Source organism: Plantactinospora soyae (assembly GCF_014874095.1).
Taxonomy (GTDB): Bacteria; Actinomycetota; Actinomycetes; order Mycobacteriales; family Micromonosporaceae; genus Plantactinospora; species Plantactinospora soyae.
Genome location: NZ_JADBEB010000001.1, coordinates 6,450,168 through 6,473,734, shown reverse-complemented (window position 1 = coordinate 6,473,734; position 23,567 = coordinate 6,450,168). Strand labels below are relative to the sequence as shown.

The following is a 23,567-nucleotide window of genomic DNA, read 5'->3' as shown; positions in this document are numbered from 1 at the left end:
GCCGGCGCCCGAGCCGTACCGGCAACGGCCGGCCGGACCTGGCAGCCGGGCGACGGGCCGGCCGGCTCCCGCTTCGTCACCAGCTCAGCACCTTGCGACCATGGGATAGACACGATCACATGCGTAGATTCCTGATATCGGCCACCCTGGCCCTGGCGCTGGTGACGGGGGCGGCCGGGCAGGCGACGGCCGCTCCCCCCGCAAGCCCGTCACCGCAGTCGGCGACCGGCGGCTGGTCGGTGACCGACGGCAAGCTGACCTGGCGCTCGGACCAGCGGGTGCCGATGGGCGACGCCGCAGTGGAGTTCTGGTCGGGCGACAGGCGGCTCGGCCGGGCTCACCCCCATCCGGACGGCCGGACCTTCAGCCTCGGGCTGGGCGGCCCCGTCCGGTTCGACGAACTGACGGTGCGGGCCGGCGGCAGGCGGATCGACCAGCCCCCACCGCGCAGCACCCGCCGCTCCGCCCCGGTCGCCGCCGCGCCGGCAGCACAGCCACCCGGCGCCGTCGACCCCGGCGTCCCCGGGCCCTACCGGTCCGTCATCGGGGAGTACGACCTGCCCGCGGTCACGCTGCCCGACTTCCCGGAGAAGGTCGAGATGCGGGCCGTCGTGGTCGCGCCGCAGGGTGCATCCGGTACCCGGCCCCTCGCGCTCTTCCTGCACGGTCGCCACGCCTTCTGCTACCGGGGCGACGAGGACGTGCCCCTGGAGTGGCCCTGCCCGGCCGGCACCGACCCGATCCCGAGCCACCGTGGCTACCTCCAGGCCCAGCGGCTACTTGCCTCACAGGGCTATCTGACCGTGTCCATCTCGGCCAACGGTGTCAACGGCCAGGACTCGGACGTCGAGGACGCCGGCGCCCAGGCCCGCTCCTCGCTCGTCCGGCTGCACCTGGCGCAGTGGGCCGACTGGGCGGCGGGTGCCGGACGGGCCGCCGCGCCGGCGATCGTCCGCGCCGCGCCGCCCGCCGACCTGTCCCGAGTGTTCCTGATGGGCCACTCCCGGGGCGGCGAGGGCGTCAGCCGTGCCGCGATGGACTCGCTCACCCCGCCGCCGGCCGCCCGGGACGGCTACCACGGCCGGGTCCGCTGGACCATCCGTGGCCTGCTGCTGATCGGTCCCACCATCTTCGGCCACGACCCGGTGCCGAACGTTCCGTCGGCGACGATCCTGCCCGGCTGCGACGGTGACGTCCTCGACCTGCAAGGTCAGATGTTCGTGGACGAGACCCGGGATGTCAGCCGCAGCCGGGCGCTGCACAGCGCGCTGTACGTGGTCGGCGCCAACCACAACTTCTTCAACACCGAGTGGACACCCGGACAGTCGGTGGCACCGTCCATCGACGACTTCTCGATCAGTGACGACGCGGTCTGTTCACCCGGCGCCCCGACCCGGCTCACCGCGACACAGCAGCAGACCGTCGGTGCGACCTACATCGCCGCCGCCGCGCGGCTCTTCGTCGACGGCGACGACCGGGTCCGACCGCTGCTCGACGGCAGTGGCCTGCGGGCGCCCTCGGCCGACCCGGCCCGGGTGCTCAGCCACGCGCTCGGCGGCAACCGTACGCCGCTGATCACCCCGGACCCGTCGACCACGGTGTCCGGCGGAGCGCGGATCTGCGACCAGGTTACCTACGACGCGGAGCGGTCCTGTATCGACCCGGACGACCGGAACGCCGTGCTGGGGCACTTCACGCCGTTCGTCTGGACCATCCCCGAGCCCGACCGGTACGCGGCGGCGCTGGACTGGTCCACCGCCGGCCGCCCGATCCGGCTGGCCCCGGCCCGCCCCGTCACCGTCGCCGACGCTCGCGACCTGGCGCTGCGCGTCATCGTCCCGCCCAACACGACCGGTACCCGGTTCGACGTCGCCGTCGTCGGCACGGACGGCCGCCGCACCGCGCTGGGCGAGATCCGGGTCGACGGCCTGCCCGGCACCGGCAACACGACCTCGTACTGGGCTCAGGAGGTGCGGGTGCCGCTGCGGGGCGCGCCCGCGAGGCTGGCCGCCATCGAACTCACCCCACGCACGGAGACGGGCCGGGCCTGGCTGCTCGACGTGTGGGGCTGGAAGCCGGGCACACCCGACCCGGGCGCGACCGGCCTGCCACGACTCGACATCGGCAGCCTGCGGGTCTCCGAGGGCGACTCCGGCACGAAGACGTACGAGGTCCCGGTGACCGTCACCGGAAGCGGCGACGGACTGGTGCGGTTCTACCTCTCCGACGACGTGACGCACACGAGCCGTACCTGGCTGGCGACCGTCCGGCCCGGCCAGCAGACGGTCCGGGTACCGGTCGAGGTCACCGGTGACACGCTGTGGAACTACACCGAGAATCAGCGGCTGACCGCCAAGGCGGAACAGGGTTTCGTGATCGGCAGCTACGTCGGCGGAGTCGCCACCGTCAACGACGATCCGGAACCGACGCTCTCCGTCGAGTCCGCCACCGTCCGGGTCGCCGAGGGCGGAGCACTGACCTGGCGCGTCTCCTCGTCCGCGCTGACCGAGACGGGCATCTTCCTGCTCACCGAGCCACACGCGCCGAGCACCGGCGTGGAGTTGTCCAGCACGGACGTCGACCCGGACTGGCTCGCCGTCGACACCGGGGAGCCGGCGGAGCCGTCCCGGCCGCTGTCCCAGACCTGGCGGACGCCGTACCTCTTCATCGAGGCGGGCGCGACCATCGGTGAACTCACCGTACCCACGATCACCGACTCGCTGACCGAGCCGGACGAGGTGGTCGAGCTGCACTTCGTCGAGTTGCCGGAAGGGCCGGTGCCGAACGCGGCGCTGACCGGCGTGGTGACCGGCGGCTGAGCCGGCTCCGGTTCCGCCAGTCGTACCGGCGGACGCGGCCCCGGACCTCGCCGGCTCAGTACGAGGTCGACAACTGGCTCCGCCAGCGGTGCGTCGGATCGAGCAGCGCGAGCGAGTCATCGAGCCAGCGTCGGGCCGCCTCGTCCAGCAGCGGCAGCGCGGCGGCGAAGTCGGCCTGGTCCTTCTCCCTGACGGCCTTCGCCTTGAACAGCAACACCACCTCCGGCACCAGGTAGGGAATGCCGTCCGGGTCCCGGCGGATGATCTCGGCGTACGGCCGGCGGATCCGGGCGTCCCGGCGGCAGATCCAGACGTCTCCGTCGTGCGGCTCGCGGAACACGTCCAACCGCCAAAGGCCACTCGCCCGCTCGCAGGCCCAGGTCTGATGACCCGTCCGCATCGCCTCGGGCGAGAGCGGCAGCAGCCCGCCGTCGTGGGCGACGTGGAAGTCGCAGTCCGGGAAGCGCTCGGCAACCGCGCCGAACCGGTCGGCCGGAACGGCGATCTCCAGATCGGCGTGCGGGCGGCCCGGCACGCCGAGGAAGAGCTCGACGGCCCAACCGGCGGCCACGCACCACGGGACGTCGAGCCCGGCCAGCCGCTCGGCGACGACCCGTGGGGTCCAGGCGTCCCAGGCGTCGATATCCGGCGTCACGAGCCGACGGTAGCGGACCGCACCGACCGGATCCACGGGTCGCCCGAAGCGGTCGCCCGAAGCGGTCGCCGGGGGGCTCCGGCCGGCCTGGGCCGTGGTCGGCTCGGCCGGTGGTCAGGCGGACTGCCGGCGGACCAGGTGGGTGTCCAGGAAGATGGCGGGCGAGGGGATCTCGTCGCCACGGATCTGCGCGACCAGCAGCCGGGCCATCTCCCGACCCATCGTGATGACCGGCTGGTGTACGGAGGTCAACGGCGGATTGGCGTGCAACGCGAGGGACGAGTCCTCGTATCCGACCACCGCGACATCCTCCGGGACACGCCGGCCGGCGTCGTGCAGCGCCTTGATCGCCCCCAACGCCATCAGGTCCGAGGCCGCGAAGACCGCGTCCAGATCGGGACATCGGGCGAGCAGTTGACGCATCGCCTCGACCCCGCTGCTCGCACTGAAGTCGCCGTACGCGATCAGGTTCTCGTTGGTCGGCCGGCCCCGCGCGGCCAGTGCCTGCCGGTACCCGACCAGACGGTTCACTCCGGCGCCCATGTCCTGCGGGCCGGCGACGGTGGCCACCGCCCGCCGTCCGATGGAGAGCAGGTACTCGACCGCCTGCCGGGCACCCCCGGTGTTGTCCACGTCGACGAAATACGCCGGCTGGGCGTCCGGGCCGAGCATCTGGGCCGGCCGTCCACCGAGGACGGTCGGCAGTCCGCGCTCCATCAGCAGTCCCGGCAACGGGTCCGCGTCGTGCAGAGAGATCAGCATGACGCCGTCGACGTGCTGGTCGGTGAGCTGGTGCTCCATCTTCTCCCGGCCGCCGGGCGACTGGATCCAGGACAGCCAGAGTTGCAGCGGAGTGTCGGCCAGGCCGGCGCTGACCCCACGGGCGATGCCCGCGAAGAACGGCTCACCGAACGCCCGCTCACCGGACTCGGAGATGACCAGCGCGACCGAGTCGGTCCGCTGGGTCACCAGGGTCCGGGCGGCACGGTTCGGCACGTACCCGAGTTCCCGGACCGCCGCCCACACCGCGGCCCGGACCGTCGGGCTCACCTGGGACGAGTTGTTGACCACCCGGGAAGCGGTCCCCCGCCCGACACCGGCCCGGGCCGCGACCTCGCTCAGGGTGGGACGTCCGGGGTCGCGGCGGTGGGATCTCATGGTGTGCTCCCGGGAACTACGTCGGCACGCGGTGGGCTCCAGGGTAGGCGGTGTCGGCCGGACCCCCGTGTCCGGTCGATGGATCACGTCGCCGAGCCCGCTCACCAAGGCTTGTTACATCGATGATGATAGAGTTCCAACCCGCTCGCCGGTCCCGGCCGACCGGTCCGAAGTGTCGGGGACGGACCATGCGAAGGAGCCCGGTGACCCGGTTCGGTTGGTTCCTGGGCCACGAGGAGTGGCAGCCCGAGCTGTTGGTCGCACATGCCCGGCGGGCCGAGGAGGCGGGCTTCGACACACTGCTCGTCTCCGACCACCTGCAGCCGTGGGTCAACGACGTCGGCGCGGCCGGATTCGGCTGGTCCACCCTGGGCGCGATCGCGACGGCCACCCGTACCGTCGGGCTGATGTCGGCGGTCGCCTGCCCGCTGTTCCGCCAGCATCCGGTACTGGTCGCGCAGGCCGCCGCCACGCTCGACCGGCTCTCCGGGGGGAGGTTCGCGCTGGGCGTGGGTACCGGGGAGGGGATCAACGAGGCGCCGCTGGGCCGGTTTCCCGGGTACGACGAGCGGCTGGCCCGGATGACGGAGGCGCTCGGACTGCTCCGGCCCCTGCTCGCCGGCGCCACCGTCGAATGCCCCGAGGCCCCGTACTATCCGGTCTCCGCACTGCGACTGCACAGTCCGCCGCTGACCTCCGTTCCGGTGTACCTGGCCGCGGCCGGTCCCCGCTCGGCGGCCACGGCGGGACGGCTCGCCGACGGGGTGGTCACCTCGGTCAAGGATCCCGAGGAGGCCGGCCGCAAGGTGGTGGACGTGGCCCGCGCCGCCGCGACCGCCGCCGGGCGTACGCCGCCGGCCGTGGTGTTGACCAGCTTTGTCGTACTGGCCGACGGCGAGGACGAGGCGGTCCGGGCGCTACGGCCCTGGCGTGGGCTGCGTACGCCCGGCCGCCTGGTCGCGTCGAGCCCGGCCCGGCTGCAACGGAACGCCGACCGGTTGGGCCGGGACTGGGTGCTGGCCCGGTACCGACGGGTCGCGCAGCCGCGCCAGCTCCTCGACTTCTGCGAACTGGTCCTCGATCGGCTCCGGCCGGACGTGTTCGCGTTCCAGGTGGCGGCGCCCGACGGTGCCACCGCCGTCGACCGGTTCGGCGAGTTCGTGGAGCGGCTGCGCCGACGTTGACCAGCCGTGGCGAGCGGTCGAGGGTGTGCATACCGCGTCGACCACCGACAGGGTCGTCGCCCCGGACTTCAGGCGAGTAGTGCGCTGTCCAGCAGGGCCGGCAGCTTTCGCATGTCGTCGAAGATCACCGTATCGGGGCCTTCGAGCTGGCGGGCGGAGGTCAGTCCACCGGCATAACCGAAGCAGCGCATGCCGGCGGAGCGGGCCGCCTGAACACCGTACTGACTGTCCTCGACTACGACGCAGGCCGCAGGCGGGACACCCATGGTCGCCGCCGCGTGCAGGAACAGGTCGGGGGCGGGCTTGCCGTGGGCGACCTCGGTCGCGCTGAAGATACGGCCTTCGAAACGGTGGTACAGCCCGGTGCGGCCCAGGGTGTGTCGCATCTTCTCGTGCGTTCCGCTGGAGGCCACACACGTCTGCTGGCTGATCCCGTCGAGCGCGTCGGTGATCCCGTCGACCGGGGTCAGCCCGGTGTCCACCGCCTGGCGGTGCGCCAACTCGAACCGCTCCCCCCAGGTCGCGGCGACATCGGGCCCGAGGCGGGCGGCGATCAGCTCGCCGATCGAGGTCCTGGACCTGCCGACGAACCGATCGATCACCTCCGCCTCGGTAAGTGGCCAGCCCAGGTCGGCGCCCGCCGCGACGTGGACCCGGACCGCGATGCGTTCGCTGTCGACCAGCACTCCATCGCAGTCGAAGATGACAAGCTCGATCGGGTTGATCATCTGGAGAGAGTAGCGAGGACGAGTGGCGGACCTTGACGGTGCCGCCCAGATCCGGTGCCGCCGCCGTCGAGCGGTTCGGCGAGCTGGTGGAGCCGTGGCGACGGCGCTCGGAGGCGAGTCCCGACGATCCCGCCTATGATCCACCCGCAGCGCGACCGTGACGGAGGACCGCAGGTGATCGACGCGATCTTTTTCGATGTCGGTGGGACGATTCTCGACGAGTCCCGCGAGTTCGAGACCTGGGCGGACTGGCTCGGCGTTCCACGGCACACGTTCTCGGCCGTCTTCGGCTCGGTGATCGCCCGGGGTCTGGACTATCAGGAGACGTTCCGGGTCTTCCGGCCCGACTTCGACCTCGCGGCCGAGCGCGAGCGCAGGGCGGTTGCCGACAAGCCGGAGTCGTTCGGCGAAGAGGACCTCTACCCCGACGCGCGACCGTGCCTGACCTCCTTGCAGGATCAGGGCCTGTTCGTGGGCCTGGCCGGCAACCAGCCAGCTCATGCGGAGAGCATCCTCCGGGCTCTCGACCTTCCCGTGGACGTGATCGGCACGTCGCACGGTTGGGGCGTGGAGAAGCCGTCGCCGGCCTTTTTCCAACGGGTCATCCGCGAAGGCGGTGGCGATGCGTCCTCGATCCTGTACGTCGGCGATCGGCCCGACAACGACGTACGCCCGGCCGAGGAGGCCGGTATGAAGACGTGCCTGATCCGGCGCGGCCCCTGGGGTCACATCCTCGACATCCCGGTCGTGGCACAGCGATGCCTGTTCCGCATCGACTCGCTGGACGAACTCCCGACCCTGGTGGCGAAGCACAACGCGGGAAGTGGCTCCGACCCGGGCCTGTGACGCGCGGCCCGGCCGCGGTGCGCGGACTCCGCCTGATCCGCAGCAGCGTCGCCACGTAGGTGGCGCTCAGCAGCTGCGCGGTCGCGACGCTGGCAGCCACGCTACCCATGCAGATGTCGCGTCTGGATGAAGGTTGCGGATAGCGGACGCGCAGCCTCATCGTCGTCCGGCAAGACGAGCTGCGGGAAATCCCCCAGGGGCGGCCGGCTGCCCCTGGGGGCTGTTGCTTGCTAGTCGGCGAGGCTGTCCCAAAAGGAGAAGTTGTGGGCGGTGGCGCGGTCGTACGGGCCAACGTGGCGGCGGCCGATACCGAGCTCTTGCACATACGGGTCAATCGCGGTTGCCCGTACCGGTTGCCACGATGGGAGGTCGCGGCCGTTGGGTTTGCCGGTCGCCACGAAGCGTGACCAGTACCCGATCATCGTGTCGCCCAGCCGCCGCTGCTCCTCGGTCAGCGGGGGTACGTCATACGTGATGTCGAACAGGAACTGTAGCTCCGAGCCGTGCGAGGCCAGCGAATCGAGGCCGGGCGGGAAGGGGAACAGGGCGGGCGCGGAACGGTCGGTGAACTCGTACGCGAATGTCGGCATGTGAGCGGCGAAGAGCCGGTCGTTCGAGCGAGCCGCCCACGCCCAGTCGAGATCGCTGGTGATCGCCGCGGCGGCCTGTGCGGGCGAGCCGTGCGCCGATGACGGGTACTCGGCCAACACTTGAGGGGCCTGGTCGCCGAAGATCTGGGCGACCGTGTCACGGTACTGCTGCTCGGTCAGGCCGGGGAAGAGGAGCAGCCCGAAGTAGGTACCTTCGTCGCGCGTGATCCCGGTCAGCATCGGCATCCGTTGGAAGCGGCCCTGTGCCAGCACTACCGCGGGGTCTTCGGGCAGCACTGCGGTGCCGAAAGCCGGAATTGGTAACGGTTGCTGCGCGAGCAGGTCGGCAACTGGCTTGCGCCGCAAGCACTCCACTGCTGTCGCGGGGTCGGCGCAGCCCACCCCGGCCGCGACGGTCTGGCCGTGCGCGACGTGCCGTGCTCGCGGTACCCACGAAGGAGAATCGATGACCGGACGGAGGGCGCTTGCGGCAAAGGCGCCCTGCGAGCAGAAGGCGCTTTGCGTGATGGCTTGCTGGAACAGGCTGGCCGCTGGCGGCGAAACCAGCTGGGAACACACGGACTGCGAGCCCGCGGACTCGCCGGCAAGGGTGACCTTGCGTGGGTCGCCGCCGAACGCCGCCACGTTGCGTTGCACCCATCGCATGGCCGCCTGCTGGTCTTCAAGGCCAAGCGCCCCAGCGTCTTCCAGCCCGGGGTGGCCGAAGAAACCGAACACGCCAAGCCGGTAATTGACGGTCACCACGACCATGTCACCGCGTACGGCCAGCCTGCTCGGGTTGTACACGTCGCCGCCACCCGTGGTCAGACCACCGCCGTGCAGCCAGACCATGACCGGCTTGAGGTGACGGCTGGAAGCCGACCTTGGTGCGGTGACGTTGAGGTACAAGCAGTCTTCGCTTTCGCTGCGGGGCAGCCCGGCAAAGTCAGTTGATTGCGCGCAGCGGTCACCGGCTGCGGTCGCGTCACGGAAACCCTGCCATCGTGTAACCGGTTGCGGTGAGCGCCAACGCAATTCGCCGACCGGCGGGGCGGCGAACGGGATGCCTTGGAAAAGTCGATAGTCTTGGGCGGCAGTGCCTTTCACCCAACCGGCATCGGTGCGCGCGATGGGGTGGCGGGTCTCGGCCGCGGCCGCGTTGGGCCCGGCCACCAGCGCGGTACCCAGAACGAGCGCGGCGATCAACGCCTTGACCAAAGGTCTCATGACCTCGACGTTGTGCGCGTTCGGGTCAAGTCCCAGCACAGAGATCGAGCCCGAGTCGGGCGTTCGCAGGCCGGCGATGCTCTCGACGGTTGTCGTCTTGCCGGCGCCGTTGGGCCCGATGATGCCGAAGATCTCCCCCTCTCCAATGGTGAAAGAGACGTCGTCGACGGCAACGTGCTCCCCGTAGCGCTTGTGCGGATTTCGTACTTCTGGCGCGCTCATACTGCGAAGCTAGGGGCGGACCGCACCCCGCCACGTCGACCGTCGCGTCTGAGCTTGGGTTGATTCGCGCCTCCACCGTTCGGTGGATCTTCAGCACCGCAGCGTCCCACCGATTAGTACACATGTACGATAGAATATCGAGGTGTATGACAGCCGAGACCAGACGAGCGGCCCCGCCCGAATCGCCGCCTACCAGTCCGCCGACCGCCGCCTCATCCTCGCCCGGGTGCACCGGATCGCGACGGATTACGCCGGTGGCTACCGGGAGGGCCTGGTCCGGGCCGTAGCCCTTGCCGAACTTGCCGACCTCGCCGCCGATCCCGACCTGCTCGCCCAGGCAGCGGCGATACATGCCGTCGCCGACAACTGGTACGCGATCAACGCGGTCGACCTGCTCCTCGAAGCCGGCGCCTCGACACAGCTGATCGACTCCTACGTGGACGGAGGAGAGTTGGTCGACGAAACGTCGCTGTTCGACGTGGAGCAGTTCCCCGAGCGCCGAGCGAGCTGACCGGAGCGGATCCACCCGAGGATCGCCCGAGTCGGCTTCGGAAGCACGCCGCCCCCGTACCACGCAGCGCGTGGGTACGGGGGCGGTTCGCGTCGGGTCAGCGGGTCGTGACGTCCTGGACGAACGCGTGCCAGGCGGACGGGCCGAACACCAGCACCGGTCCAGCCTGGTCCTTGCTGTCCCGGACCAACACCCGGCCGGGAAGGCTATCGGCGACCTCTACGCAGTTCCCACCGGCCCCGTTACTGCGGCTCGACTTGCGCCAACGTGGTTCGGTACTCAGGTCCATGATTCGGCCACTTTCGCAATCAGGTCATGGGACTGCCCTGTGGGCAGAGCATAGCTCCGCACTCCTTCCCAGGCTTCCTCCAAGACCCGGATGGCGTCAGCCTGGTCGATCACCTGCCCGCCGAGATGGCTGTCCAGGAAGCCGAGCACCCGACCATTGACCGTGCCCAACACGAACGGCCCGTTGAGTCCGGCGTAGGCGCCGGAGTGCGCCGGCACCACATGCAACCAGACGTTCGGCAGCTCACACGCTGCGAGCACCGCTTGCAACTGCTCGGCCATCACCTCTGGGCTGCCGACCTGCCGACGCAGCGCGTCCTCGTCGACGACCGCCACCAGCCGAGCCGGGGCCGCCGAGCGGGTGATGACGTCCTGCCGGGCCAGCCGAGCCGCCAGGGTCCCATCAACGTCCGATACCGGTCCGACATCGGTGAGTAGCCGCCGGGCGTAGTCGGGTGTCTGCAACAGGCCGGGAATCACGTCCAGCTCAAAGCATCGCAGCATCGTTGCGCGTTCCTCGTGGTCTGTCCACGGTCGGAGCCATGGGGCGCGCGCCTCATCCCGGGCCACCTCCGCCGCGCGCTGGATCTCGTCGCCGGTGCCGAAGAGTTCGTCAAGCCGGGTGGCGGTATCCGGCTGCGGGATCAGCCGGCCGCTCTCGATCGCCGCGATCAGGCTGCCCGAAACCTGGATCGCCGATCCGGTCTGATCCTGCGTCATTCCCCTGTCGGCTCGTTGTTTTCTGAGAATTTCCCGGAGATCGCTCACTTAGTACTCCTGGATATTGATCGCAACCTGTTATCCGGTCACAGTGCCTTTCGCCTATCTTCCGCCGTATCTCACCCGCCGTCCAGAGTGGAAGTCAGGCGTACCCGCTCGGATCCAAACCACGGCAAGACATCCGAAAGGACGGGCGGGTGCTGCCAGCGGGGGCGGCGCGGGGTCTGGACGGAATATCGCGTCGCCCCCGTTCCAATTCAACCCAAGGGAGGTCGCAATGAAATGGCTACGCCGGATCAAGCCACGCCATCGTCGGGACTGGCGCCGGCTCTGGTTGCGCTGCCGATGCGGGTACCGCTGGCGCTGTCCGGACTCGATCGAACTCGTACCGATGCCTTATCCACCACCGCCGCCGGAGAGCCGCTCGGCCGCCGTGGTCGTACCAACCGACCAGCCACCCTCGCCGACCCGGCGGCCGGCCACGAACCAACGTCCGGCGGGAACCGCGCCGGCCAGGCGGAATGCCGGGCTTTGGCTGCCACCCGGGGTGGCGCAGCAGGCTGAGCGGTCTCCGGGCGTCCGGCGGTGACCGGGGTACGTCCCGCCGACGTGCGCGAACCGACGGTGGACCGCCCGGTCGCCACACCCGGTCAGGCCGCGCGGTGACCCGCCGGCCTCATGCCCGGTTCCGGGCGCACACCCCGACCCGACCGCTGTTCCGCTGTCGCGAGTGTGGCGCCAACTGGCCGTGCTCCCCCGCCCGGCTGGCACTGCTGGTCGCATACCGCAACGACCCGAAGGGCCTGATCGGCTATCTGTCCGACCGCCTATTCACCGCGATCGAAGACCAGCCCCGCCAGGACCGGTTCCGCCTTACGGCGCGGTTCCTCGGCTGGCTACCCCCGGATAGCCCGTCCGACCCCCATTAGGACCGTGCAAGCTACGTCTCCGCCGGGCGGCCGGGCTTCTGTACCCGATGGGCGGGACGTAGGGTTGTCGGATGAGTGGTGATGTGGTCCCGTCGAGGCCGGAGGTACGCATTTCCGACGCCGAGCGAGAGAGCGTTGTCGCCCGGTTGAACACGGCGGTCGCCGAGGGCCGGCTGACCCTGCCCGAGTTCGAGGAGCGCATTGGCGGCGTGCTGAGCGCCCGCACCTACGGCGAAACGGAGCCCTTCGTCGCCGACCTGCCCGCCGCCGCTCCAGCCGTCGCACCCGCCGACGTCGTCGAGCTACGCGGTCACGCCGGGAACATCGAGCGCACCGGCCGATGGGCTGTACCCCGGCGGCTCGTGGTGCGCAGCAAGGCCGGCTCGGTCAAGCTCGACCTGCGACACGCCGTCATCAGTCACCGGACGGTCGAGATCGAGCTGGCGACCCAGGCCGGCTCGACGACCATCGTGCTGCCGCCGGAAGCAACCGCCAACATTGACGCGGTCACCACGACCGCCGGCACCGCCACGATCAAGGTCCCGTCGATGCCGGAGCCGGGCTCGACCGCCCCGCACATCGTCATCACCGGCAGTACCGCCGCCGGCACGCTACTGGTGCGTTACGAACGCCGCTTCTGGCGCTGGCGCTGGTAGCGGGGCGACAACGGCTGCTCCGCGCGGTACCCGGTCGGGGTCAGCGCACGACGCGGTAGCCGATGTGCGTGACCAGCGAGGCGTACCGGGCGCTGAGGAGTTCGAGATTCAGCACCGGTGCGCCGTCGAAGAGGCGCTCCCCGGCCCCAAGGGTGAACGGGGCGACATGGGTACGGAGCTCGTCGATCAGCCCGGCGGCGAGGTACTGGTTGACGGTGGCGGCCCCGCCGGCGATGGCGACGTCCTGCTCTCCTGCCGCCGTGAGCGCCTGAGCGAGGGCGGAGTCGATGCCGTCGGTCACGAAGGTGAACGTGGTGCCACCCTTCATGGTCAGCGGCTCGCGCGGGTGGTGCGTGAGCACGAACACCGGGGCGTGGTACGGCGGATCCTCGCCCCACCACCCCGTCCAGTCGAGGTCCCACTCCCCTCGGACTGGCCCGTCCTCGTCGCTACCGGTCGCGTTCTGCGACTGGTGCGGACGTTAACGCATCCGGTTGCGTGGGTGCGGCGACACCTGCCGGTGGTGGCCAACGCGTCGGTCCCGGGCTCGTGGTCACCATCGCCGGTCCACATGATTACTATCCGGAAGATCTCCGAAACTCTCGGGAACATCTGACTGAGTCTTGATCCGTCGACCAAGGCTCCGATGTGATCGTTCCGGATCCAGCTCGGCCGGATAGTAGCGCTGGCTAGGACAAGTGGCTCCCGACAGGGCAGTCCGGCGACCATAGGCAGATTCCGAAATATTTCTGGAAGATGTTGACAAGGTTACGGCAGGTCCAATACCGTCGCCATCGACGGGGCTCAATGACCGTCAAAGCGGTCCACCGCGACCCACTCCTCCGGTCGTCGTGCAGGCGACCGGCACACCCCCACCGCGTGGTGCGACGCCGTGTCTGGCGGCCATGACCTGGTCACCGGCAGCTCGCCGGCCCGTACCGCACGACTGGCGTCCCGCCAGCCGTCCCGAGGAGGAAGTAAGTACATGAACGAGATCCCCACCAGACCGAGAAGGCGCAGCCGCATGCGGCTGCTCCTCGGCGCCTCCCTCGCCGCAGTGCTGGCCGTCGGCAGCACGGTGATGGCCACCAGCGCGTACGCCGAGGCGGACCGGACCGTCAGCTCGAACACCACCGGCACGCACAACGGGTTCTACTTCTCGTTCTGGAAAGACAGCGGCAACGCCAGCATGACGCTGCGCGAGAACGGCCGCTACTCCAGCCAGTGGAGCAACAGCACCAACAACTGGGTCGGCGGCAAGGGCTGGGCCACCGGCTCCCGACGGACGGTCAGCTACTCGGGCACCTACAACCCGGGCAACAACAACACCTACCTCGCCCTGTACGGATGGACGCGGAGCCCGCTCATCGAGTACTACGTGGTGGAGAACTTCGGCAGCTACAACCCGAGCAGCGGCGCCACCCGGATGGGATCCGTCACCACCGACGGCGGCACCTACGACATCCTCCGCAGTCAGCGAGTCAACCAGCCGTCGATCGACGGCACCGCCACGTTCTACCAGTTCTGGAGCGTCCGCCAGCAGAAGCGCAGCAGCGGCACCATCACCACCGCCAACCACTTCGACGCCTGGGCCCGCGCTGGTCTGAACCTCGGCACGAGCTGGGCCTACCAGGTCATGGCCACCGAGGGCTACCAGAGCAGCGGAAGCTCCGACATCACCGTCCGGGAGGGCAGTGGTGGCGGCGGCGGCAACCCCCAGCCCACCGCCAGCAACCCGGGCAACCCGGGCGGCGGCAACTGCACCGCGACACTCTCCGCCGGCCAGACTTGGAGCGACCGGTTCAACCTCAATGTCGCGGTCAGCGGCGTCAGCAACTGGGTCGTCACCCTCAACCTCAACGGCGGCCAGAGCGTGCAGAACAGCTGGAACGCCTCCGTCAGCGGCACGAGCGGAGCCGTCACCGCCAGACCGAACGGCAACGGCAACAACTTCGGGATAACGATCATGGCCAACGGCAACACGACCTGGCCGACGATCACCTGCCGAACAGGCTGACCCGAAGCAACTCCTGACACCGCACCTGTGGCGCGGCGGCCCTCGGCCGCCGCGCCACACTGCTGTCCGCGACACAGACGTCCCACACCCATCGAGGAAGAAGAGCAGCGGAGTTCCCCCGTGGCGCCCCTCCCCGGCGTCGAGGTGGTGTGCCGGGACTCCGCCGGCGCCTGTGCCGAAGCGATCCGCCGCGCCCGGCCCCATGTGTTGCAGGTCGCGGACCACTGGCATCTTCGTGCGGAACCTCCGACGTGGACACTACGAACTCGGACTCGATGTCCCACCCGCAGCCTGCGGGAACGCGTACCGCCCCGACACGCTCGACAGCGGGCAACGCATTGTCCGCGCCGACCCGTTACCTTCTTTCATCAGTCCCCGGCTGGGGACTGCGGTCGTCCGGCCCGGTATGACTTACTGCCCCTGTCGTACACACGATCCGGGGGGGTGTCGCCGGATCGGGTGGCGTCGGCGGACCGCTGATAGGGACCGGGCCGCCCCGTTTGGGGTAGGTCTCCTCGCAACGTGACTGCCGGGAGTCCGACGCCGAGACTGCGGCCGAGACCACGCACGAGGTACCGGAGGCGGCGGGTGCACGGTGATTACCAGGCCTTCCCGGGGCTGGACGTCGACAAAGGCGATCACCACGCGGTCGGTTTGGCCCCGGACGGCGGCAGGTTGCCCGACGCGCCGCTGCCCAACACCGAGTCCGGCTGCCTGTCCTGTTCGACAAACTCGAGGTTACCCGCGCGACAGGAGTGAGATGGAGTTCCGGATCTTGGGTCCGCTGACCGTGGTCGAGGGCGCCGGCGTCGTGCACGTCCGCGCCTTCCGGGTGCGGTCTCTGCTGGCGGCGCTGCTCTGCCAGACCAACCGGGCGGTGACCGCCGACGCGCTCGTCGAGGCCGTCTGGGGTGCGGTCCCGCCCCGGACAGCGGCCAAGAACCTGCAGGTCAACATCCACCAGCTGCGCCGCCTTCTGGGCGAGGAGCGCATCGTGCGCCACCCGCACGGCTACCGGCTGGCGGTCGGCGCGGGCGAGCTCGACGCCGACGTCTTCGACGACATGGTCGACCAGGCGCTGCGGGCGGGTGCCGCCTGCGAACCGGCTCGGGCGGCGGCGCTGCTCGCCCGCGCGCTGGAGCTGTGGCGAGGCGTGCCATTCGCCGACCTCGCCGACCTCGCCGTGGTCCGCGAGTTGTCGTCGCGGCTGGTCGAGCGCCGGTGGCTGGCGATCGAGGAGAAACTCGACGCGGAGCTGGCGATGGGCCTGCACGCCCAGGTCGCCGCCGAGGCCGGCGTGCTGGTGCGGGAGCATCCGCTGCTGGAACGGCTGCGCCGCATCCACATGCTGGCGCTGTACCGGTCCGGCCGGCAGGCGGAGGCGCTGCGCTCGTACCTCGACGCCCGCCGGCACCTGATCGACGAGCTGGGCATCGAGCCGTCGCCCACTCTCCAGCAGCTGCACCGGGCGATCCTCAACGGCGAGCCGGTGCCGCAACCGCCCGTCGGGACGATCGTCGCGCCGGCCGACCGGCCGGCTTCCGCACCGGTCTCCCAGCTGCCGATCGACGTCCGCGGGTTCGTCGGCCGCGATCCGGAGCTGGCGCGGTTGACCGGCGCGCTCGACCGGCACCTGGCCGGCGCGGTGGTGTGCGCGATCACCGGTGCGCCGGGCGTGGGCAAGACCGCGCTCGCCGTGCACTGGGCGCAGCGGGTCGCCGACGCGTTCGCCGACGGACAGGTGTACGTGGATCTGCGCGGGTTCGGCCCGGCCGCGTCTGTGGTACAGCCGCAGGACGCGCTCGACCGGATCCTGACCGCCTTCGGGGTGGCGTCCCGGGCGAAGCCCGCCGACCCGGAGGCCCGGGCGGCGCTGTACCGCACCGTCCTGGCCGGCCGGAAAGTTCTGATTGTGCTGGACAACGCGCGGGACAGCGCGCATGTGCGTCCCCTGCTGCCCGGTGCGCCGGACTGCGTCGTGGTGGTCACCAGCCGGAATCAGCTGACCGGGCTCGTCGCCACTTCGGGCGCCGAACACGTCGCGCTCGAGGTGCTCTCCAGCGGCCACGCACGGCATCTACTGGCCGCGCGCCTCGGAAGGGAACGGGTCGCGGCCGAGCCCGGTGCGGTCGACGACATCATCGCGGTGTCCGGCGGGCTGCCGCTGGCGCTCGCAGTACTCGCCGCCCGGGCCGGTGCCCGCCGCAGGCTGTCACTCTCCGAAGTCGCCAGCGAGCTGCGCGACGGGCCGGTGCTCGACGCCTTGACCACCGACGAGGACCACACGGACGTGCGGACGGTCTTCTCCTGGTCATACCGCAGCCTCGGCGCTGACGCGGCCCGGCTGTTCCGCCTGTTCGGCCTCGCCCCAGACGCGGCGTTGCCGGTGTCGGCGGCGGCCAGCCTGGCCGGCCTCCCGGCCGGTCGCACCCGGCCTCTGCTCGCCGAGCTGGCGGGCGCCCACCTCGTCACCGAGGAGAGCACGGGGCGGTACGCGGTGCACGATCTGCTCCGCCGGTACGCGCGGGAACAGTGCGCCGCCGACGACCCCGACGAGCAGCGGAAGGCGGCCGTGGTGCGGTTGCTGGACCACTACCTGTGCTCTGCCCACGCCGCCGACCTGCGGATCGACCCCAACCGCGACCAGGTGGCGCTGCTGCCCCCGGCACCGGACGTGACGGTCAGCACCCCAGCCGACTACGGCGAGGCGATCGCCTGGTTCGACACCGAACTCCCCGCCCTGAGCGCCGCTGTCGGCTTCGCCGACGGCGCCGGCCTCCACGGGCACGCGTGGCAGCTCGCCTGGGCGATGTCGCACTACCTCGACAGGCGGGGCCACCGGCACGCCTGGGTCAACACACAGCGTGCCGGGCTCGACGCGGCACGCCGGGCCGGGGACGTCCACGGACAGGCGGTCTGCCACCGGCTGCTGGGCGCCGCGCTGTGTCGCGGCGGCGACCTCGACGAGGCCGGCCGGCACCTCGGCGCGGCCCTGGAGCTGTACGGCACACTCGGCGACACGCGCCGCCTCGCCACCACGCACCTGAACTTGACGACCGTGCTCGAGCAGCAGGACCGGGTCCGCGACGCGTTGGAACACGCCACCGCCGCCCTGCACCTCTTGCGGGCTGACCGATCGTCGGCGCCGCAGGCGAGCGAGGCGGAAGCGCTCAACATCATCGGATGGGAGCACGCACTCCTCGGCGATCACCGGGCGGCCCTTGCGCATTGCCGGGAGGCGCTGGATGTCCTCGACGCGATCGGCGACCGTCTCAGGCAGGCCGCCACCTGGGACAGCGTGGGCTATGCGCACCACCACCTCGCTGAACACGCCGAGGCGCTCGCCGCCTACCAGCGTGCGCTTGAGCTCTACCGCGAGTTCGGCGACCGGTATTTCTACGCCGTCGTGCTGACCCACGTCGCCGACACCCACCACGCCACCGGCGACGCCGACGCGGGCGACCAGGCCCTGAAAGAGGCCCTGACCATCATGGAGGAGATGATGCACCCGACCGCCGACCGAATCCGCGAGCGGCTCCGGCGCTCCACCTAGGCCTCAGTCTCGCAAACTGTCGATCAACCCTTGTGGAAGGGCGCCGCCTGACGCGACGCCCTCCCCGTCCCTGGTGCACGCATCTGCCACGTTTTTCCGAATGTGGCCGGTGTTCGGCCTGCCCACCGGGCCGGCGCGACCAGCCACTTTGGAGCACCGTCGTGACCTACGGACTCACCCTGGGGCGATCGCTCCGATCCGGACCGGGCGGGCGGACCAGCCCCGGACTAACAGGTGACCGTCTTGTCGTACGAGCCGAGCGGGGCGCCGAACGCGTTGTAGGCGCGGGAAGAACCCGGGGAGATCGTGTAGCAGCCGGAGTCGGGCGCGGCACGCCAAACGATCCTGATGTTGAAGCTCGTCAGTCCACACCGGTTGTAGACGGTGACCGAGTTGTAGGCGTGCTTCACGGTCTGCATGCAGGTGGGGGGCGTTCCGGCGAGGGCCGGTGCTGCTGGCGCGATGGCAGCCATCGCACCGATGCTCGCCACAACCGAGGCGCGCACAATGGCCTTTTTGATTCTCATGGCTGGTTCCCTTTCAAATGACATCTATTGCGGCCAAAAGGTCAGCTGTAGGGACTGCGTCACTGCGATTTCGTCGTGCGCATGTGTGAGCTGGTGACAGCCTTCACCAGCGCCGGAAACCGCCGCGTACGACAGCCGAATGTCAGTTGCTCGCGATCTGGTGCTCCTTTCCTGACTGCGCGTTTGGGCTTCTGGGCGACGTACGCGGGTTGCCCCGCATGCCCCCGTTGCCCGACCGGTACGACAATGATGTCGATGAGTGGTTTCTTGCTGGTATGCCGGCGGTATGCCGGCGTTGTCGTACCGGTTCGACGGCTCGCAACATGATGGAACCGTTCGAGTAATGCAATTGCTTCTATGGAGGATTTAGTGGTTCGGTCCGCATGTGACCTGGCGACTGCTGCTCACGGGTTCAGCCCCTCGTCCCGCCGGACCGACGCGGCGAACACGGGCAGCGCCGCCGGCACCGAGCCGGCATGATCGACGGGCACTGGCCGAACTCGTCGGCCGGGCCGCACAGGAGGTGACCGGATGACCAGCCGGCTCAGCGAGGCGCCGCACGACCTCGCCGACGGCGTGCCGGCGGCCGCCGTACCCGAGGGGTCGTTCGACCGGGCGCGGGCCCGGCACCGGCGTCGCCGGGCCGCCGTGGCCGGGACGATCGCCGTCGGAGTTCTGCTGCTCGGCACGGGGTATGCGCTGCGCCCGACGGCCGTCCCGTGGTCCGCGGCAGCCGACTCCACCGCTCCCGGTCTGCCCACCCGGCTGGTCGACCCGCCGCTGCGCACCGCGACCGTGGCCGAGTCGGCGCCCGGTGCGGCGGCGATGCTCTTCGGCGGCCCGATGGTGCGCGACGGCTGGAACGAGAACCGGATGGGGGTGCTGGCCGCCGACGCCGACCGGTACCGCGCGCTCGCGCCTTCGGAGCGCCAGACGGCGGGGTTCGGGGCGCTGCTCTCCCCGGACGGGCGGTACGTCTGGGCCGGCGGGTCGCTGTACGACCTGACGTCCGGCCGGTCCACCCCGGCCGGCATGGACGGCTATCCGCTCGCCTTCGCGCCCGACGGCAAGCGTCTCGCCTACGCCGAGCCCGACACCTTCACCCCGCCGAACACCTACGCCACCCCGTACGTCGGGCTGTACGACCGGGAGCGCCGCGCCGACGTGCTGCGGGTACGGGTGGACACCGCCTGGGTACCCCCGGGGCAGGCGGCGGTGTCGCCGGACGGTGCCGAGTTGGCCGTGCAGGTACGCGACGAGGTGTGGTTGACCCGGGTCGCCGACGCCGACTCCGACGGCACCGCCGACCCGTACCGGCGGCTGCCGCTGAACGGTGGACGGCTGCCCGGGGCCGGGTCCTGGCTGCCGGACGGCCGGGCGGTGGCCACGCTGACCCGGTCGACCTGCACAGACTGCCCGATACCGTCGTACCCGCGAAGCTGGCGGCTGGAGACCCGCACCGTGGCCGACGGCACGGTCGTCCCCGGGTCCGCCTTCCCCGACGTGCGCTCCGCCAGCTACGTCCACCTCGTCGGATGGCGCTCGGCGGACGAGGCGGTCGCGCTGGTCGGCGTACCCGGCCCGACGGCGGTGGACCGCCCGCAGACCCACGACATCGCCAGCAGCCCGTACCAGGAGGACGGAACGGTGGCGGTGCACCTGGTGCTGCTGCGTCGGGGCGCGGCCACCCCCGAGGTGCTCTTCCGCACCCCGGCCGGGATCACCGAGCTGACGGTCGCCGCCAGCCTCGCCGTCGACGGCGCCGTACGCGAATCGGGGCGCCCCGACTTCGGTCCGGCACCGCTCTGGCTCGTCGCGGCGGGAGCGGTCCTCGTCGCGATCGTCGGTGCCACGGGGCAGTTCCTCCTGCGGTACCTGCGCCGGAGGCGCCACAGGGCAGTTCCGGCGCTGGACCGGACGTCGACGGGGCGGCGCCCGGGCCGGTGACGCACCGGGCGGACAGCCGTCCGGCGATCAGCCAGGCTGCCGGTCGAGTTCCTGGAGCAGGTCGACGATGTCCGCCCGGCTGCTGCCGTCCGGCGTCACCGGGGTCGTGCCGTAGGCAATCTCGGCCAGCGCCGATCTCGCGCTGCGGAACTCGTCCACGGTGGCGTCCAGCTCGTGCCAGGAGCCACTGGCGGCCGGAACGACGTCGTCGCGCAGCCGCTGCGCGAATGCCCGCGCCACCTCCGGATCCCTACCCGTCCGGGCCTGCCACTCCGGCTCGCCGAGATCGTCGAGGGCGATGTCGATGGCGCTCGCCAGCAGGCGGAACAGTTGCGGGTCTCCGGCGATCCGGAGACCGGTCGGCACCAGTTCCACGGCGGTCCGGTTGATCTGCACGTTGTCCAGTCCGACCCTCCGCTCGCCCAGCATGAACTGGACGGTCTGCCGCTGCCAGCCCTGGGCCAGCAGCAGGGCCGTCATGCCGTCCGGGCTCACCGCGTCGGTGGCGGCGCCGGCCAGCAGGAGGGCCGCGACCACCCGGCGCTCGTCGCGCTCCACCGCGTGCATCAGCGCCGTACGTCCCCGCGGGTCGCGGGCGTCCGGGTCCGCGCCGGCCTGAAGGAGTACGTCCACGGCAGCGTGATCGCCTCGGCGGGTGGCGAGCACGACCGCCGGTGTGTCGTCGGAGCGCCGCTGGTCCACGGGCGCACCGTGTTCGAGGAGGATGCGGAGCACCACCGGGGAGGCCGATCTCCTGATGGCGCTGATCAGCGGCGCCTCCTCGGTGGTGCCCGGGGTCGCTCCGGCCGCCAGCAGCAGCCGCAACGTCTGGAGGGTCGCCGGCCCCGGCTGGAACGAGGTCTGTGAGATCGCCTCCGTCAGCGCACTCGGTGTGCTGCCTGGCTGCGCCGCGAGCGCGCCATGGGCCAGCAACTCCCGTACCACGTCGGGGTGTCCACCGACCACGGCGGCACGCAACGCCGACGGGGTGTGCGGCCGGACCGTTCTCAGCTGGGCGCCGGCCTCCAGCAGCATCCGTACGACGCCCGACCGACCACTGCCGGCGGCCTCGCTCAGCACGGAACCACGGAGCTGGCCGGCCGAGGCATCGGGATCCGCCCCGGCGGCGAGCGCCTGCGCGACGGCCGCCTCGTCGCCGGCCGCTACCGCGGCTACCAGCCGCTGATCCTGGTGGTGATCCATCGTTCCTCCGTGCCGCGGTCGGTGGACGTCCGGTTCCGCCGGTCCGGTGTGAACCGACCGTCAATTCACGCGAAACAAAATGATCTTGAATTCGGCCGCCGGCCAAGGCTACATTCTCTGCACCGTGATCACGCTCACTCCACGGTGTCCGCCCCCCGCGGTCCACGCCGGCGATCTCGGCCCGGACCGGCGCAGCCAGGAGGAACCACATTGGATAGTCGTCCTGAGTCCCCGAACGCCGACCAGCCGTCGACCGGCGGCACGAAGTCCCCGCTGAGCCGACGGGGCGCCCTCGCGCTCGGCCTCGGCACCGCGGCCGCCGTCGCCGCCGCCACTCCGGCCTGGGCGGTGACGGACCAGCGCCCCGGCGCCGTACGCCCACCCGCGCTGACCCACAACGACCGGCTCGTCGCCAGCCGGGTCTCGGCCAAGCGGGCCCTCCCCCACCTGCGCCACCTCTCCGAGCGGATCGGTCCCCGCATCGGCGGCACCTCCTCGGAACGGTCCGCCGCCAACTACCTCGCCGAGGTGCTCGACGATCTCGGCTACCGGACGACGCTGCAACCGTTCCCGGTCGCGGACAAGTTCATCGGCCAGCTCAGCAGCTCCTGGCCCGGCCTGCCGGACGACCTGAACTGGCAGGTGGGCGCGTCGCCGCAGGCGGCCCTCGACACCAAGGTCACCGCACGGGTGGTGGACGTCGCCGCCGGAGCGGTGGAGAACTACCCGGCCGACGTCAGGGGCAAGATCGTCCTGGTCGACTACGTCGCGGCGCAGCGCGAGCAGCTCGTCGCCACCGCCGTGGCGCGCGGGGCGGCGGCGGTCGTCTTCCTGCCGGCCGACCTCGTGGAGCCGCGCCGGGCCTCGGCCTTCTCGCCCAGCCTGCCCGGCTCGGCCAGCACGCCGGTACCGATCCCGGTGGTCGGGGTGGCCCAGGCGCAGAAGCACCGGCTGCGTGAACGGCTCGCCCACCGCTCCCTCACGCTGACCGTCGCCACGAAAGCACACCGGGGACTCACCTCGCACAACGTGCTGGCCGAGCGGGCACCACGCCGCGACAGCCGGAACAGCCCGGTGGTCATGGTGAGCGCGCACTACGACACCGTGATCGGTGCCCCGGGCGCCAACGACGACGGCTCGGGCACCGTACTGTGCCTGGAGGTGGCGCGGGTGCTGCGCAGCCTGCCGCTCGACGCGACCATCCGGTTCGGACTCTGGGGCTCGGAGGAGCAGGGCCTGATCGGCTCCCGCTACTACGTCGCGCAACTGCCGCAGGCCGAGCGCGACCGCATCGTCGCCGTCTACCAGAACGACATGGTGGCGACGAGTTGGGACCCGGCGACCCGCTACTGGCTGCTCTCCTTCGACGGACTGGCGAACCGGGCCACCGACGAGGTCGCCGCCGCCGCGACCCGGCTCGGCTACCAGCCACGGATCTCACCGGTCACCCTGCGCGGCTCCAGCGACCACCAGTCGTTCCAGGAGGTCGGCATCGCCAGCGCCAACTTCTCCTGGCGTGGCGAGGAGTCCCCGGCGCTGCTCGAACCGCCGTACCACAGCCCCGAGGACACCATCGAGAAGAACATCAGCCTGTCCCGGCTCCAGGTGTCGATGGAGCTGATCGGCTCGGCGGCGTACGCGACGGCCCGCCGGCCGTGACCGCCGGCCGGTCCTGAGTCCGGCCCGGCCGGACATCGGGGCCGGCCGGGTGCACGGATCACTCGTGCGATCCGCATGGGTGATCCGTGCGTCGCGCGCCTGCCGGTTGAGCGGCGACGCCGACAGCC

The 23,567-nt window shown here is 70.9% G+C and carries 17 protein-coding genes and 3 pseudogenes; 10 read left to right on the top strand and 10 right to left on the bottom strand.

From position 1 onward, the window contains the following. Positions 1-119 precede the first annotated feature (119 nt). Positions 120-2,819, top strand: a complete 2,700-nt coding sequence (locus tag H4W31_RS28190) for a hypothetical protein (RefSeq protein ID WP_192769395.1) — start codon at positions 120-122, stop codon at positions 2,817-2,819. A 55-nt stretch (positions 2,820-2,874) separates the two neighbouring features. Here the strand turns inward: H4W31_RS28190 and H4W31_RS28185 are convergent, their stop codons facing one another. Together H4W31_RS28185 and H4W31_RS28180 are read right to left on the bottom strand one after the other, a co-directional pair. Next, positions 2,875-3,474 (bottom strand): nucleotidyltransferase domain-containing protein, encoded by a 600-nt coding sequence (locus H4W31_RS28185; protein WP_318783446.1) that lies wholly within the window; start codon positions 3,472-3,474, stop codon positions 2,875-2,877. Positions 3,475-3,588: 114 nt separating this feature from the next. Next, positions 3,589-4,632, bottom strand: a complete 1,044-nt coding sequence (locus H4W31_RS28180) for a LacI family DNA-binding transcriptional regulator (protein WP_192769393.1) — start codon at positions 4,630-4,632, stop codon at positions 3,589-3,591. Positions 4,633-4,835: 203 nt separating this feature from the next. Here H4W31_RS28180 and H4W31_RS28175 point away from each other — a divergent pair, with 203 nt between their 5' ends. Next, complete coding sequence (locus H4W31_RS28175; protein WP_192769392.1) at positions 4,836-5,816, top strand: LLM class flavin-dependent oxidoreductase; 981 nt, start codon at positions 4,836-4,838, stop codon at positions 5,814-5,816. Between the two features lie 68 nt (positions 5,817-5,884). Here the strand turns inward: H4W31_RS28175 and H4W31_RS28170 are convergent, their stop codons facing one another. Next, the gene (locus H4W31_RS28170; RefSeq protein WP_192769391.1) at positions 5,885-6,544 is read right to left on the bottom strand and encodes an HAD family hydrolase; all 660 of its coding nucleotides are present in this window, start codon (positions 6,542-6,544) and stop codon (positions 5,885-5,887) included. Positions 6,545-6,718: 174 nt separating this feature from the next. Here H4W31_RS28170 and H4W31_RS28165 point away from each other — a divergent pair, with 174 nt between their 5' ends. Further along, positions 6,719-7,390: an HAD family hydrolase gene (locus H4W31_RS28165; RefSeq protein ID WP_318783445.1), complete on the top strand. Its 672-nt coding sequence runs from the start codon at positions 6,719-6,721 to the stop codon at positions 7,388-7,390. Between the two features lie 230 nt (positions 7,391-7,620). Here the strand turns inward: H4W31_RS28165 and H4W31_RS28160 are convergent, their stop codons facing one another. Both H4W31_RS28160 and H4W31_RS43195 read right to left on the bottom strand, forming a co-directional pair. Further along, complete coding sequence (locus H4W31_RS28160) at positions 7,621-9,207, bottom strand: carboxylesterase/lipase family protein (protein WP_225947183.1); 1,587 nt, start codon at positions 9,205-9,207, stop codon at positions 7,621-7,623. Beyond that, positions 9,202-9,429 (bottom strand): annotated as a pseudogene (locus tag H4W31_RS43195) (ATP-binding cassette domain-containing protein); the annotation flags it as partial. The gene H4W31_RS28160 and the pseudogene H4W31_RS43195, both read right to left, overlap by 6 nt. 142 nt (positions 9,430-9,571) lie before the next feature. On the opposite strand from H4W31_RS43195, the gene H4W31_RS28155 reads away from it, so the two are divergent. Further along, positions 9,572-9,940: a hypothetical protein gene (locus H4W31_RS28155; protein WP_192769388.1), complete on the top strand. Its 369-nt coding sequence runs from the start codon at positions 9,572-9,574 to the stop codon at positions 9,938-9,940. Positions 9,941-10,037: 97 nt separating this feature from the next. On the opposite strand, the gene H4W31_RS28150 is transcribed toward H4W31_RS28155, so the two are convergent. Together H4W31_RS28150 and H4W31_RS28145 are read right to left on the bottom strand one after the other, a co-directional pair. Next, complete coding sequence (locus H4W31_RS28150) at positions 10,038-10,229, bottom strand: DUF397 domain-containing protein (protein ID WP_192769387.1); 192 nt, start codon at positions 10,227-10,229, stop codon at positions 10,038-10,040. Continuing rightward, positions 10,220-10,996 (bottom strand): helix-turn-helix domain-containing protein, encoded by a 777-nt coding sequence (locus H4W31_RS28145; protein WP_192769386.1) that lies wholly within the window; start codon positions 10,994-10,996, stop codon positions 10,220-10,222. The genes H4W31_RS28150 and H4W31_RS28145 overlap by 10 nt, the downstream gene beginning before the upstream one ends. Positions 10,997-11,610: 614 nt before the next feature. On the opposite strand from H4W31_RS28145, the pseudogene H4W31_RS44890 reads away from it, so the two are divergent. Continuing rightward, positions 11,611-11,737: pseudogene (locus tag H4W31_RS44890) on the top strand (flavin reductase); the annotation flags it as partial. Positions 11,738-11,948: 211 nt separating this feature from the next. Continuing rightward, positions 11,949-12,533 carry a DUF1707 SHOCT-like domain-containing protein gene (locus H4W31_RS28140; RefSeq protein WP_192769385.1) on the top strand — a complete coding sequence of 195 codons (585 nt, stop codon included), beginning with the start codon at positions 11,949-11,951 and terminating at the stop codon, positions 12,531-12,533. Positions 12,534-12,573: 40 nt separating this feature from the next. Here the strand turns inward: H4W31_RS28140 and H4W31_RS28135 are convergent. Then, positions 12,574-12,912: pseudogene (locus H4W31_RS28135) on the bottom strand (dihydrofolate reductase family protein); the annotation flags it as partial. A gap of 645 nt (positions 12,913-13,557) precedes the next feature. Between H4W31_RS28135 and H4W31_RS28130 the strand changes: the two are divergent. Together H4W31_RS28130 and H4W31_RS28120 are read left to right on the top strand one after the other, a co-directional pair. Then, complete coding sequence (locus tag H4W31_RS28130; protein ID WP_225945726.1) at positions 13,558-14,550, top strand: glycoside hydrolase family 11 protein; 993 nt, start codon at positions 13,558-13,560, stop codon at positions 14,548-14,550. 760 nt (positions 14,551-15,310) lie between these two features. Next, positions 15,311-18,103, top strand: coding sequence for an AfsR/SARP family transcriptional regulator (locus tag H4W31_RS28120; protein WP_192769383.1), 2,793 nt, complete (start codon positions 15,311-15,313; stop codon positions 18,101-18,103). Between the two features lie 227 nt (positions 18,104-18,330). Here H4W31_RS28120 and H4W31_RS28115 read toward each other — a convergent pair whose 3' ends face one another. After that, positions 18,331-18,630 (bottom strand): hypothetical protein, encoded by a 300-nt coding sequence (locus H4W31_RS28115; RefSeq protein ID WP_192769382.1) that lies wholly within the window; start codon positions 18,628-18,630, stop codon positions 18,331-18,333. Between the two features lie 531 nt (positions 18,631-19,161). Between H4W31_RS28115 and H4W31_RS28110 the strand changes: the two genes are divergently transcribed. Further along, entirely contained in the window at positions 19,162-20,577 is a 1,416-nt protein-coding gene (locus tag H4W31_RS28110) for a WD40 repeat domain-containing protein (protein ID WP_192769381.1), read from the top strand. A 27-nt stretch (positions 20,578-20,604) separates the two neighbouring features. Here the strand turns inward: H4W31_RS28110 and H4W31_RS28105 are convergent, their stop codons facing one another. Next, entirely contained in the window at positions 20,605-21,780 is a 1,176-nt protein-coding gene (locus H4W31_RS28105) for an ankyrin repeat domain-containing protein (protein WP_225945725.1), read from the bottom strand. Positions 21,781-21,990: 210 nt separating this feature from the next. Between H4W31_RS28105 and H4W31_RS28100 the strand changes: the two genes are divergently transcribed. Next, positions 21,991-23,439: a M28 family peptidase gene (locus H4W31_RS28100; RefSeq protein WP_225945724.1), complete on the top strand. Its 1,449-nt coding sequence runs from the start codon at positions 21,991-21,993 to the stop codon at positions 23,437-23,439. The last annotated feature ends 128 nt before the right edge of the window (positions 23,440-23,567 follow it).

Coding starts and splice junctions, on each gene's coding strand:
- H4W31_RS28190 (WP_192769395.1), top strand. CDS start 120: ATGCGTAGATTCCTGATATCGGCCACCCTGGCCCTGGCGCTGGTGACG.
- H4W31_RS28180 (WP_192769393.1), bottom strand. CDS start 4,632: ATGAGATCCCACCGCCGCGACCCCGGACGTCCCACCCTGAGCGAGGTC.
- H4W31_RS28170 (WP_192769391.1), bottom strand. CDS start 6,544: ATGATCAACCCGATCGAGCTTGTCATCTTCGACTGCGATGGAGTGCTG.
- H4W31_RS28160 (WP_225947183.1), bottom strand. CDS start 9,207: ATGAGACCTTTGGTCAAGGCGTTGATCGCCGCGCTCGTTCTGGGTACC.
- H4W31_RS28150 (WP_192769387.1), bottom strand. CDS start 10,229: ATGGACCTGAGTACCGAACCACGTTGGCGCAAGTCGAGCCGCAGTAAC.
- H4W31_RS28140 (WP_192769385.1), top strand. CDS start 11,949: ATGAGTGGTGATGTGGTCCCGTCGAGGCCGGAGGTACGCATTTCCGAC.
- H4W31_RS28130 (WP_225945726.1), top strand. CDS start 13,558: ATGCGGCTGCTCCTCGGCGCCTCCCTCGCCGCAGTGCTGGCCGTCGGC.
- H4W31_RS28120 (WP_192769383.1), top strand. CDS start 15,311: ATGGAGTTCCGGATCTTGGGTCCGCTGACCGTGGTCGAGGGCGCCGGC.
- H4W31_RS28115 (WP_192769382.1), bottom strand. CDS start 18,630: ATGAGAATCAAAAAGGCCATTGTGCGCGCCTCGGTTGTGGCGAGCATC.
- H4W31_RS28110 (WP_192769381.1), top strand. CDS start 19,162: ATGACCAGCCGGCTCAGCGAGGCGCCGCACGACCTCGCCGACGGCGTG.
- H4W31_RS28105 (WP_225945725.1), bottom strand. CDS start 21,780: ATGGATCACCACCAGGATCAGCGGCTGGTAGCCGCGGTAGCGGCCGGC.